General features: G+C 60.6%; 13 protein-coding genes and 1 pseudogene. 4 read left to right on the top strand and 10 right to left on the bottom strand.

Going from position 1 to position 10962, the window contains the following annotated elements; translation table 11 throughout:
• Nucleotides 1-96: 96 nt before the first annotated feature.
• Nucleotides 97-1617, bottom strand: coding sequence for a HAMP domain-containing sensor histidine kinase (locus EOA78_RS17465; protein WP_127316201.1), 1521 nt, complete (start codon nucleotides 1615-1617; stop codon nucleotides 97-99).
• A gap of 75 nt (nucleotides 1618-1692) precedes the next feature.
• On the opposite strand from EOA78_RS17465, the gene EOA78_RS17460 reads away from it, so the two are divergent.
• The 4 genes and pseudogenes from EOA78_RS17460 (at nucleotide 1693) to EOA78_RS17445 (ending at nucleotide 4316) form a co-directional block, all read left to right on the top strand.
• A complete protein-coding gene (locus EOA78_RS17460; RefSeq protein WP_127316200.1) occupies nucleotides 1693-2316 on the top strand; it encodes a thermonuclease family protein in 624 nt (207 codons plus the stop codon).
• Between the two features lie 143 nt (nucleotides 2317-2459).
• The gene (locus EOA78_RS17455) at nucleotides 2460-3071 is read left to right on the top strand and encodes a glutathione S-transferase (protein WP_127316199.1); all 612 of its coding nucleotides are present in this window, start codon (nucleotides 2460-2462) and stop codon (nucleotides 3069-3071) included.
• 16 nt (nucleotides 3072-3087) lie between these two features.
• Nucleotides 3088-3705: pseudogene (locus tag EOA78_RS17450) on the top strand (uracil-DNA glycosylase family protein); the annotation flags it as partial.
• 119 nt (nucleotides 3706-3824) lie between these two features.
• Nucleotides 3825-4316 carry an Lrp/AsnC family transcriptional regulator gene (locus EOA78_RS17445; protein WP_006333679.1) on the top strand — a complete coding sequence of 164 codons (492 nt, stop codon included), beginning with the start codon at nucleotides 3825-3827 and terminating at the stop codon, nucleotides 4314-4316.
• Between the two features lie 11 nt (nucleotides 4317-4327).
• On the opposite strand, the gene EOA78_RS17440 is transcribed toward EOA78_RS17445, so the two are convergent.
• From EOA78_RS17440 to mobA, 9 genes are all read right to left on the bottom strand, one after another.
• The gene (locus tag EOA78_RS17440; RefSeq protein WP_127316197.1) at nucleotides 4328-4897 is read right to left on the bottom strand and encodes a DUF3299 domain-containing protein; all 570 of its coding nucleotides are present in this window, start codon (nucleotides 4895-4897) and stop codon (nucleotides 4328-4330) included.
• 46 nt (nucleotides 4898-4943) lie between these two features.
• Nucleotides 4944-5387, bottom strand: coding sequence for a GNAT family N-acetyltransferase (locus EOA78_RS17435; RefSeq protein WP_281034051.1), 444 nt, complete (start codon nucleotides 5385-5387; stop codon nucleotides 4944-4946).
• Between the two features lie 97 nt (nucleotides 5388-5484).
• Nucleotides 5485-6186, bottom strand: a complete 702-nt coding sequence (locus EOA78_RS17430; protein WP_127316195.1) for a DNA alkylation repair protein — start codon at nucleotides 6184-6186, stop codon at nucleotides 5485-5487.
• 7 nt (nucleotides 6187-6193) lie between these two features.
• The gene (locus EOA78_RS17425; protein WP_127316194.1) at nucleotides 6194-7063 is read right to left on the bottom strand and encodes an NAD(P)-dependent oxidoreductase; all 870 of its coding nucleotides are present in this window, start codon (nucleotides 7061-7063) and stop codon (nucleotides 6194-6196) included.
• 63 nt (nucleotides 7064-7126) lie between these two features.
• Nucleotides 7127-7960, bottom strand: a complete 834-nt coding sequence (locus EOA78_RS17420; RefSeq protein WP_127316193.1) for an ABC transporter permease — start codon at nucleotides 7958-7960, stop codon at nucleotides 7127-7129.
• Nucleotides 7957-8670: an ABC transporter permease gene (locus tag EOA78_RS17415; RefSeq protein ID WP_127316192.1), complete on the bottom strand. Its 714-nt coding sequence runs from the start codon at nucleotides 8668-8670 to the stop codon at nucleotides 7957-7959. The genes EOA78_RS17420 and EOA78_RS17415 overlap by 4 nt, the downstream gene beginning before the upstream one ends.
• 116 nt (nucleotides 8671-8786) lie before the next feature.
• A complete protein-coding gene (locus tag EOA78_RS17410) occupies nucleotides 8787-9569 on the bottom strand; it encodes an ABC transporter substrate-binding protein (protein ID WP_127316203.1) in 783 nt (260 codons plus the stop codon).
• 216 nt (nucleotides 9570-9785) lie between these two features.
• Nucleotides 9786-10295, bottom strand: coding sequence for a molybdopterin-guanine dinucleotide biosynthesis protein B (gene mobB, locus EOA78_RS17405; protein ID WP_127316191.1), 510 nt, complete (start codon nucleotides 10293-10295; stop codon nucleotides 9786-9788).
• A complete protein-coding gene (gene mobA, locus EOA78_RS17400; protein WP_127316190.1) occupies nucleotides 10292-10924 on the bottom strand; it encodes a molybdenum cofactor guanylyltransferase MobA in 633 nt (210 codons plus the stop codon). Before mobA ends, mobB begins: the two co-directional genes overlap by 4 nt.
• Nucleotides 10925-10962: the final 38 nt, after the last annotated feature.

Genomic DNA, 10962 nt, shown 5'->3' with positions numbered 1-10962 from the left:
GCCACGGTGAGGGGGCAGGGGCAGCCCTTGCGGCGGGGCTGGTCAAAGCCGCTGCGCTCACCAGCTCGGGCATGGCGGCGGCGGTTCATTAAGCGACTATCGCCGGCGCGCAGCAACGGCTCTGGTCGGCAGCGCCGGCAATTCCTCCATCACCCGGCTCAACGGGAAGATGGCGATCGCCTCGGTGCCTTCGCGCAGTTTGGAATGGAGTTCGAACTCGCCGCCATGCATAGCGAGCAGGCTTTGGACGATCGGCAGGCCAAGCCCGGTGCCTTGTTCGGCGCTCTTGATGGCGATCGAGCCCTGGCCGAAGGCGGACAGCACGACTGGAATCTCGTCTTCCGGTATGCCAGGTCCATTGTCTTTGACGGAGAGGTATTGGCCGCCGCCCGCCGTCCAGCCGACACGCACGCGGATCTCGCCGCCGGTTCCGGTGAACTTGATGGCATTCGACAAAAGATTGAGCGCGATCTGTCGCACCGCGCGCTCGTCGGCGAACAGGCGCGGCAAGGCGTTTTCAAAATCCTGGACGATCCGGATATCCTTGTTGCGCGCCTTCAGCTCCATCATGTGACAGCAATCCTCGACGACAGAAAGCAGCATCATCGGCTCTTCGTTGAGCTGGTAGCGGCCCGCTTCGATGCGCGACAGGTCAAGGATTTCGTTGATCAGGTCGAGCAGATGCTGGCCAGAGTCATGGACGTCGCGAGCATAGTCGCGATAGGTCGGGTTGCTCATCGGGCCCAGCACCTCGTTCGCCATCACCTCGGAGAAACCGAGAATGGCGTTGAGCGGCGTCCGCAGCTCGTGGCTCATCGAGGCCAAAAACCGCGACTTTGCCAGATTGGCGTCCTCCGCCCGTCGCCGCGCTTCGTCCGACATCGATTTCGCGGTGTCCAATTCGGCGATCAGCGCATCCTTTTCGGAGCGGAACGAGAGCAACATCAAGGACGAGCGATTGAGGTGGTGCGCCACAAAGGCGAAGAAGGGCAGCGAGGCGATCAGCAACCCGGCCATGATCAGTTCGACCGGCATCCACTGCCTGGCGCCGGCATAGGCATAGGCAGCCACCGGAACGGCGAAGGTCGCCAGCAACGCACCGCGCAGCGATGAGGCCGAGATCGCGGTCGCCGCCATGGCAATCAACATCACCACCGCCTTGAGCAGCTGGAACTGGTCGACCTGGCAAGCGTCGCAACCGAGCCAGGCAAACCAGGCCCAGCCCAGGCCGCAAAGGAAATGGCCTATCAGGAAATCACTGTGCGTTTGCAGCGGGTTGAGTTCGGCAGCTTCCGTTCGGTCGACACGCCTCGCCATGAACACGACGATGGTGTAGCAGATGAGTATAAAAAGCGCCCAGACGCCAATTCCCTTACCCACTCCAGCAAACAGACCCGTCGCGGCGGTCGCCAGGACGAGAAGCGGAACGATGATCGCGCCTCCTATCATCGCACGGGCATGGAGTTTCAAAAGCTCGCGGTCGAAATCAGGATTTCCGATCTGCTGCGAAAGACGGTCGCGCGTCTTGCGCACCGCACGCGCCACATCGCTGTTGCGATGGGGTTTCCTGCGGTCCACAATAAACTTGTCCGCTGTGGTCGAGCGTTGCAAGGGCATGGAGACTTCAATTTATGCGGGCAGCGGTTTCAAATTGTTAAGCTACGTTCGAATGATTAACCAACGGTTTGCCATATGAGCCGTTCGTGGTCGCGGCGATCGCGACAGCGGTACGTCCCGCCGCGGCCGCGAAGCGTTTGGCGCCGGCTGGTAGACTACGCACTGACCGTCATCGTCCTCGGTCTGCTGATCCTTCTGGCGGCGCGCCTTGACCGGATCGAGACGCGCAAGACGGACGGTGCCGCCGTCATCAATGACGGCGATACGATCACGCTCGGTACCGAGCGCATCCGTATGCGCGGCATTGACGCCCCCGAATATTCGCAAGTCTGCCGCAAGGACGGCGTCGACTATCCCTGCGGCAAGCTGGCGCGGCAGTCGCTGGTGCGTCTGATATCAGGCAAACCCGTCTCCTGCACCGGCTGGCAGCGCGATCGCTACGGCCGGCTGCTCGGCGATTGCAACGCCGGCGGCAAGGACCTCAACCGCGCCCAGGTCGAGGCCGGCTGGGCAGTTGCCTATGGCGATTTCGAAACCGAGGAAGCCGCTGCCCGCTCCGGCAAGGCCGGTATCTGGGCCGGCACTTTCGACGAGCCGCACGATTGGCGCGAGAGCCACGATCCCGAGGCGGTCCAAAGAAAGCACGGTCGTTTGGCTTCGATCGGCGATGGCTTGCGAGAAATTTTTCGCTTCTGGTGATGGTCAACCTTATAGTTATTGCAACAGACCTGATCAGAGCGACGTGCTTTCATTGGACAAGGCATGCGCTAAGATTTTTGAATCTTCGCATCGTGCTTACGAAAATCGATTCGGATTTCGGGCCGATGCGATAGGAGGATAGAATGAAACTCTTCGACGGCGGCCGGGCGCCCAATCCACGGCGGGTTCGCGTCTTCCTTGCCGAAAAGGGGCTTCAAGTTCCGCTGGTGCCCGTCGACATGGGGGCGCTGGAACACAGAGAGCAGCCGGTCAGTTCGCGCAACCCGCTGCAGCGTCTGCCGGTGCTCGAACTCGACGACGGCACCGTCATCACCGAATCCGTCGCCATCTGCCGCTATTTCGAGGAGTTGCACCCGGAACCAGCGTTGTTCGGACGCGGCGCGCTCGGCAAGGCGCTAGTCGAGATGTGGCAAAGACGCATGGAGCTCAACCTGCTCAGTTGCGTCGCCGCCGCGTTCCGGCACATTCATCCGGCGATGAAGGAATGGGAGGTTCCGCAAATTCCCGAATGGGGCGAGGCCAACAAGCCGAAAGCCGTTGGATTCCTGAAACTCCTCGACGACGAGTTGGCGAACCGGGAATTCGTCGCCGGCGATGCCTATTCGATCGCCGACATCACCGGGCTGATTGCCATCGACTTCATGAAGCCGGCGCGTATCAAGGTGCCGGAAGATTGTCCCAACGTGCTGCGCTGGCATCAGGCGATCTCCATCCGGCGGAGCGCCGCCGCCTGAGAACGAGTTCCCGAGAATGAGCGAAGAGCTGGAAAACTTCGCGGCGAGGGTACGCGCCTGCCGTATCTGCGTCGAAAACCCGGTCGGCCGCCCGTTGCAGCACGAGCCGCGCCCGGTGCTGAGACCGTCGTCGAGCGCCCGTATCCTGATTGCCAGCCAGGCACCGGGCACCAAGGTGCATGTGTCAGGCATGCCGTTCACCGACGCCTCCGGCGATCGGTTGCGGAACTGGCTGGGCGTCAGCAGCGAAGAATTCTACGACACGACAAAATTCGCTATCGTGCCGATGGGCTTTTGCTTTCCCGGCCAGGATGCCAAGGGCGGCGACCTGCCGCCGCGCCGCGAATGTGCAGCGGCCTGGCGTGCGCCGCTGATGGCACTGATGCCGCGCATCGACCTGGTGCTGACGATCGGCAGCTATGCGCAATCCTGGCACATGGGCGCCGCACGCCGGCCTTCGCTGACGGAGACGGTGATGGATTGGCGCACCATCTGGAATGCGCCTAGCTACCCGAAAGTGCTGCCGCTGCCGCATCCGTCGTGGCGCAACACCGGCTGGCTGAAGCGCAATCCATGGTTTGAAATGGATTTGCTGCCGTTTCTGAGATCGGAAATCCGCTATCGCCTCGGCTGAAGCGTGAGCAAGAAATCACTTGCTTTTACGCCATCCGGCAGAATTTCTTTCTTGTGAATGGCCTAAATAAGAAGGACTATAGCCAATCTATTCCTAGTCTATCCCTGTGGGAGCACCCAATGGACCGTCTTGACAGAAAAATCCTCCGCCTCTTGCAGGAGGACGCGACGCTCGCGGTCGCCGATGTCGCCAAAAAAGTCGGACTGTCGACCACGCCCTGCTGGCGGCGCATCCAGAAGCTCGAGGAGGAAGGCGTCATCAAGCGGCGCGTCGCCATCCTCGATCATGAAAAGGTCAATGTGCGCGTCACCGTCTTTGTGTCGATCCGCACCAATTCGCACAGCCATGAGTGGCTGCGGCGCTTTTCGGAGGTCATCCAGGAATTTCCGGAAGTGGTCGAGTTCTACCGCATGAGCGGCGACGTCGACTACCTCTTGCGCGTGGTGGTGCCCGACATCGCTGCTTACGACGCATTCTACAAGCGCCTGATCGCCAAGATCGAGATCCGCGACGTCTCATCGTCCTTTGCCATGGAGCAGATCAAGTACACGACCGAAATGCCGCTGGACTACATGGTGCTGGACAAGGAATCGGGCGCGAACGCTGCGTGAGGTTTTGTCGCTTAGTTCTTCTTTTTGTTGAGAAAACCCCACGGTGAGTTTGCCGGCTGTGTGATGATGTCCGGCACCACGTCGACGTCCATCACCTCCGCCTTGCGCACCGCGTAGCCCGACTGGATGACGCTGGCGCCGTCGAGAACGAAGAGCTGACTTTTCTCCATGCCCAGCTCCAGGGCGCCGGTCACGGAAACCGGCTGGTAAGCCTCAGACATCCTATAGGGATGGGAGGGCGTGACGAGGACGATCTGATTGGGCGGCGGCGTCGGCATGTGGCTGCACGCACCCGTCCACGGCACCAGCAGGAACTGGTAGACGAGATCGTCTTCGCGATCGACCGGTAACGCGTACCCCGCCAGTTGGACGGTCTTGTCCTGCAGATTGAGAGACAGCGTCTCGCCATGATCGGGCATTTTTGCTGCGATCATCGGCAAACCGACACTTTCGGCAGCAGGCTGGATCGCCGGACGCAGATCCTTCCAGAATATGCGCGCGGTTTCGGCGGAAGCGCTGCCCGCCGCGATGGAAATCAGCACGGCCGCCAGCGCCGCTGTCGATTTGAGACGATTGCTCATCGTGTGCTCTCCATTGACAGGAGTAAAGCTGCCGTCGCCGACGGCGTCAACGGTCGAGCCGCATCACATGCCGGCGCGAGCCGGCCATGCCGATCTCGTGGAATCCGCGGGCCACGAACATGTCTCGAAAGCCCATGAAACGGTAACTCGGCGATGCCTGGTCGACCGGATAAGCCTCGATCGTCCTGGCGCCTTTGGCGAAGGCGTGATTGATGGCCGCGTCGAGCAGTGCGCTTGCCAGTCCACGGCCGCGCAACGCCCTCGGCACATAGAAGCAGACGATCGACCAAACGCCCGCCTCGCTGTCGTCCTGCTCCTGCGACAGCTTGCGATAGGTCTCGCGCGGCGCCACGGAGCACCAGCCGACGGTCTTGCCTTCGGCACGGGCGACGATGCCGAGCGGCGTGCCGGCTTCGATGAGCGCCATCATAGCCCGTCTCCTCTCATCGTTGGACGCATGTTCGCGGTTTTCGAGGTGGCGCCAAGCCATGCACCAGCAATATTTTGGTCCGCCCGCCTGCTCGAACAGATTTTCGAAATCAGCGCGTGTCGATCGCGTCACCTCCGTAAAGCGGATTTCGTCCCAGTCAGCCTTTCCTGGCGAGTCGCTCGAGCGTTTTGGCATCGGAAAGTTCCCTTGCGGCATCCTTGCCGATCCAGCGCGCCGTCTTGTCGGTCGAAACAGCCAGCTTCTGTGCCAGGGCAAGGGCAGCGCCGTGCAAATTCATCGATCGCTTGCCGATCGAACGAAGCGCCCAGTTCACCGCCTTCTTCACAAAATTGCGGCCGTCGGTGGCATGCACTTCGATGATCGACAGGAAGTCGAGAAAGGTCGCCTCTGGTTCATTCTTCCGGTGGACCACCGACCAGGCCATCATGGCAAAAGCCGTGCGTCGAACGAATTCCCGTTCGTCGACTGCGAATTCGGCGATCAGTTCCCTCCAGCAATCCGTATCGACAAAGAGATCGGAGACGCCGTCGACGATATCCCATGAGTCGAAAGTCGCCGCCCATCGTCTTGCATCCGCGGCAGAGAACCGCTTCGGATCGGCCGTGACGGAAGCGATGAACTGCGCTTCCATGATGCCTGTCTGCCATAGCTCGAAGGCACGCTCATGGTTGCGCTTGATTTTCTTGGCAATCTGCCGCTGCACGCCATGCGAGATCCCGAGCGCACGTTCGATCTTGATGCCGTAGCGCAGCATGCCAAGGCGATTCTCCTCCGAGCCGATCGAGCGCAGATGGACGACAATTTCCTCGGCGCTGGATTGAGGCGACAGCTCGGCCACGGCAAACCTACTTTTCCAATCGCGCCAGCAGCGAAGACGTATCCCAGCGTTTGCCGCCCATCCCCTGCACATCCTTGTAGAATTGGTCGACAAGTGCCGTCACCGGGAGCTTGGCGCCATTGCGGTCGGCCTCCGCCAGGCAGATGCCGAGGTCCTTGCGCATCCAGTCGACAGCGAAGCCGAAATCATATTTGCCGGCATTCATCGTCTTGTGGCGGTTCTCCATCTGCCATGAGCCGGCCGCTCCCTTCGAGATCACCTCGATGACTTTCTCGATGTCGAGCCCGGCCTTCTTGCCGAAATGGATGCCTTCGGCCAGCCCTTGGACAAGACCGGCGATGCAGATTTGGTTGATCATTTTGGTGAGCTGGCCGGAGCCGGCCGGGCCCATCAGCCCGACCATGCGGGCATAAGCATCGATGACAGGCTTCGCCTGCTCGAAGGCATGCTGATCGCCGCCGACCATGACGGTCAGCACGCCGTTTTCGGCGCCGGCCTGACCGCCGGAGACCGGTGCGTCGAGGAACGAGAAACCGCCCAATACCGCCTTCTCGGCCAGTTCGCGCGCAACTTCAGCGGAGGCCGTGGTGTTGTCGATGAAGACGGCCCCCTTCTTCATCGTCTGGAACGCACCCTCGGCTCCAATCGTCACCGCGCGCAGGTCGTCGTCATTGCCAACGCAGGAAAAGACAAAATCCTTGCCGTCGGCCGCTTCTGCCGGCGTGTTGGCGGCACTCCCGCCATGCTGGGCGACCCATTGCTCGGCCTTTGCCTTGGTGCGGTTGTAGACGGTGACGTCGTGGCCGCCCTTGTTCCTGAGATGTCCGGCCATTGGATAGCCCATGACGCCAAGACCGAGAAATGCCACCGATGCCATATTTCGAATCCCTTCAAGCCGTGTTTTCCGGCCTTCTTAGCGGATCGGGCAAAGCTATGGGAGTCAGCGGTGCAGATGGATGGTAATACGCCGTTCTATCCACTCGACCGCGTGGCGGAGTATCTCGACAATGATCAGATAGATGATCGCCGCCCAGATATAGGACTGGAAGTCGAAAGTGCGCGAATAGGTGAGCTTCGTAATGCCCATCAGATCATAGACGGTGATGAGGGCCACGATGGCAGAGCCTTTGATCATCAGGATGATCTCATTGCCATAGGGACGCAGCGCCACGATCAGCGCCTGTGGCAGGATGATCTTGCGCAGTGTTTGCAGTTTGTGCAGGCCAAGCGAGGCAGCGCCTTCCCACTGACCCCTGGGGACGCTCTCGATTGCGCCACGCAGGATCTCAGCCTGATAGGCTGCTGTATTGAGGGTGAACGAGAAAATGGCGCAGTACCAGGCTTCGCGAAAAAAGCCCCACAGGCCGACAGCTTCAAGTGCCGGTCGAAACGAACCCACTCCATAGTAGATAAGAAAGACTTGGGTCAAAAGCGGAGTGCCGCGGAAGAAGTAGACATAAGCGTAGGCAAAGCTGGACAGGATCCGGTTCCTGGACATCCGCGCGTAGGCGACAGGAACTGAAAGGACGGCTCCCAACACGATCGACACAGCGACAAGCGTGAGAGTCACGCCCAGGCCAGAGATGTAGCCCGGGGCGTATTTTTGGACGAGTTCGGAATTCCAAGCCTCGACCAAGTATACAATCATGCCGATGCCGAGCACGATCCAGAGACCGACCAACGCATATCCCAATACACGTTGCCGGGACCAGCCGCGCGGTATTGCTGGCGGTTTTTCGACCTTGGTCGCCACGTCGGCTGCTGCCGCGCTCATCGCTGCACCTGTTGTCGGCCAACCCTGCGTTCAATGGCATTGATACCGAAGGACGAGATGATGGCGAGGAGCAGATAGATAAGAGCAGCGACCCCAAAAAAAAGGAATGCGTGCTTGGTGACGCGGGCGGCGACGCCCGCTTGCCGCAATATGTCGGCAAGACCGATGGCGGAAACCAGCGCTGTATCCTTGAGCAGGATGAGCCACAGATTGGCAAGGCCCGGCAGGGCAATACGAATAAGCTGCGGCAGCACCACCAGTCGCATCGTCTGCCAGCCCGACAGGCCAACCGAATAGCCGCCCTCATACTGTCCCTTCGGGATGGCGCGGAACGCGGAGAGGAAGACCTCGCTGGCGTAGGACGAGAAGACGACGCCGAGCGCGATCATGCCGGAAACAAATGCGTTCACTTCGACCGCAGCGGTCGGGTCATACAGGCGCATCAACTGCTGGATGCCGATTTGCGCGCCGTAAAAGATCATGAACAAGGTCAGCAGCTCGGGCAATCCACGAAAGATCGTGGTGTAGACATTGCCGGCCAGCCGCAGCGACGGCTCATTGGATTGCTTGGCCAGTGCGACCAGAAACCCGATCATCAGACCGACAGGCAGGGTCGCGGCAGCAAGCGAAACGGTGATGAAAACGCCGTAGGCAATATCGTCGAGCCAGCCCTCGGGTCCCCAACTGAGCAGCGTCCAAACGCTTTGCATCCGCCTGCCTGTTCTCCTCTATGGGTTCTTTGAGAGCAGCGCGGCGTCACTCCTCGTGCGCCGCTCCTTATGCGAACGGCGGGAATGTCCCGCCGTTCGCTGTCAATCCGGAAGGATCAAGACTCGCCGCCGTAGACATCGTACTTGAAGTACTTGTCGTTGATTTCCTTGTACTTTCCGTTGGCGCGGATGGCGTCGATCGCCTTATTGAATTGATTGACCAACTCGGTATCGCCCTTGCGTACCGCGATGCCGGCGCCCGGGCCATGGATCTCGATGTCAGGTGTGATCGCACCGATCAGCTTGCAGCAGGCGCCGTCCGGCGTGGCAAGCCAGCCTTCGAGAACAGTGATATCATCGTTGACCGCATCAACGCGGCCATTGGCGAGATCGAGCTGGTATTCCTGCGCGGTCGGGTACGGCTTGATTGTACTGTCGGTATAAGCCTTGGTTGAATAATTGAAGTGGGTAGTGGACGCCTGCACGCCGATCGTCTTGCCGGCTAGGTCCTCCTTAGTCACGCCCTTGATGTCGCTGTCCTTGGGCGCGGCGATCGACGGCGGCGTGTTGTAGTATTTGTTGGTGAAGTCGACCTTCTCGGCACGCTCCGGCGTAATCGACATCGAGGCGACGATGGCGTCGAACTTGCCGGCCTGAAGCGCCGGGATAATGCCGTCCCAATCCTGCGCGACGAAGGTGCACTTCACCTTCATCTCTTCGCAAAGCGCGTTGGCGATGTCGATGTCGAAGCCCACGAGCTGGCCATCGGCAGTCAGGTTGTTGAATGGCGGATAGGCTCCCTCCGTGCCGATCCTCAAGGTTTTCTCCTGGGCCTGGGCAACGCCCAGGGTCAGCAGCGCGGCCGATGCGGCGAGCGCTATACGCAGTGCAGTACGCATGATGGTCCTCTCTGTATGTTCCCGGCCGTCGTTCCAAACGGCTCTGTGGGCGGTTCTTTTGACCGCCCGCTGACGCGATACTCCCATTCTTTCCCAAAAAAAAGCAACTGTAAAACCGTTGCTTGCGGGGGTTCGTATTCCCAGACAATGCTGACGTTGGGGCAGGCATATCAGCGAGGAAATAGGGGGCGGCCGAATGCTCCTTCAGCAGTACCCTCAGCGCCTCAAACCTGTCGCGCGCTCGATGAAGTCGGCTATCGATTTCGTGTCGTCGAGATCGAAGACAGGCAGCCTTTCGTCCGCTAAGGCGAAGTCGGCGGCGATGGCGACGATATGTGGATCATTTGCCGAAAGCGGTGCCTGGTCCTTAGCCTCCAGCCGCCGCGTTTCGATCTTGCTGTGCGCCTCGCGCTTGTAGCCTTCGACCAGCACGATGTCGGAGGTGCCGAGCCGCGACAGGATCGCGTCCAGCGTCGGCTCGTCATCGCCGCGCAATTCGTGCATCAGCGCCCAGCGCCTGTCAGACACGATGGCGACTTCAGTGGCTCCGGCCTGCCGGTGGCGAAAACTGTCCGCCCCCGGTTTATCGATGTCGAAATCATGATGGGCGTGTTTCACCGTCGAGACTTTCCAGCCACGCCGAACGAGTTCGGCGACCAGCTTTTCGGTCAGTGTCGTCTTGCCGGAATTCTTCCAGCCGGTGATACCGAAGACGCGTCTCATCATGGCTCCGTGCTCTGCAACAGACGTTCGGCCCGAACGAGGTCGTCTGACGTATTGATGTTGAAGAAAGGGTCGTGCAGATGGCCTCCCGAGATCAGCATCGGGAATTCCACATCGACAAAATCATGCCGGTCGATGAAAGCGGAAACCCGCCTGACATCCTCATCGACCAGAAAACGCCGCAATGCGTCGTGAAGCCCCAGCGGCCAAAGCGCGAATGTCGGATGCCGTTTGCCGCCTGAACAGGCGACGGCGATCGCGCCGGGACGTTCGTCGACTCTCGCGGCCAGCCGCTCAACCAGATTTTCGGGCAGGAACGGTGTATCGCCCGCAGCCGTGACAAGTGCCCCGCAAGTCGTGTTCGCGGCAGCCCATTCGAGGCCGGTCAGGATCCCGGCGAGCGGTCCGGCGAAACCTTTCACCGTATCGGCAAACACCGGAAGCCCAACCCCGGCAAACCGTGCCAGGTCACCATTGGCGCTGAGCACCAGCGGACCGACCTGCGGAGCAAAGCGCGCAACGACATGGTCCAGCAGGCTGCCGCCGCCGAGCGCAAGCAGGCCCTTGTCGCCGCCGCCCATTCGCCGCGACTGGCCACCGGCCAGAATGACGCCGGCAATGTCTTTAGTCATCGTCTTTCGTCCATGCGGTCGCTCGCCGCGATCGGCAG

It is taken from the genome of Mesorhizobium sp. M5C.F.Cr.IN.023.01.1.1, from assembly GCF_003997585.1.
In the GTDB taxonomy this organism is placed as follows: domain Bacteria; phylum Pseudomonadota; class Alphaproteobacteria; order Rhizobiales; family Rhizobiaceae; genus Mesorhizobium; species Mesorhizobium wenxiniae.
The sequence above is the reverse complement of the archived record's forward strand: the minus strand, read 5'-3'. Positions and strand labels throughout refer to the sequence as shown.

Bases quoted from the DNA above. Each gene is read 5' to 3' on its own strand.
- EOA78_RS17410 (WP_127316203.1), bottom strand. From the start codon at position 9,569: ATGCGTACTGCACTGCGTATAGCGCTCGCCGCATCGGCCGCGCTGCTG.
- mobA (WP_127316190.1), bottom strand. From the start codon at position 10,924: ATGACTAAAGACATTGCCGGCGTCATTCTGGCCGGTGGCCAGTCGCGG.
- EOA78_RS17440 (WP_127316197.1), bottom strand. From the start codon at position 4,897: ATGAGCAATCGTCTCAAATCGACAGCGGCGCTGGCGGCCGTGCTGATT.
- EOA78_RS17415 (WP_127316192.1), bottom strand. From the start codon at position 8,670: ATGCAAAGCGTTTGGACGCTGCTCAGTTGGGGACCCGAGGGCTGGCTC.
- EOA78_RS17445 (WP_006333679.1), top strand. From the start codon at position 3,825: ATGGACCGTCTTGACAGAAAAATCCTCCGCCTCTTGCAGGAGGACGCG.
- EOA78_RS17420 (WP_127316193.1), bottom strand. From the start codon at position 7,960: ATGAGCGCGGCAGCAGCCGACGTGGCGACCAAGGTCGAAAAACCGCCA.
- EOA78_RS17425 (WP_127316194.1), bottom strand. From the start codon at position 7,063: ATGGCATCGGTGGCATTTCTCGGTCTTGGCGTCATGGGCTATCCAATG.
- mobB (WP_127316191.1), bottom strand. From the start codon at position 10,295: ATGATGAGACGCGTCTTCGGTATCACCGGCTGGAAGAATTCCGGCAAG.
- EOA78_RS17465 (WP_127316201.1), bottom strand. From the start codon at position 1,617: ATGCCCTTGCAACGCTCGACCACAGCGGACAAGTTTATTGTGGACCGC.
- EOA78_RS17460 (WP_127316200.1), top strand. From the start codon at position 1,693: ATGAGCCGTTCGTGGTCGCGGCGATCGCGACAGCGGTACGTCCCGCCG.
- EOA78_RS17455 (WP_127316199.1), top strand. From the start codon at position 2,460: ATGAAACTCTTCGACGGCGGCCGGGCGCCCAATCCACGGCGGGTTCGC.
- EOA78_RS17435 (WP_281034051.1), bottom strand. From the start codon at position 5,387: ATGGCTTGGCGCCACCTCGAAAACCGCGAACATGCGTCCAACGATGAG.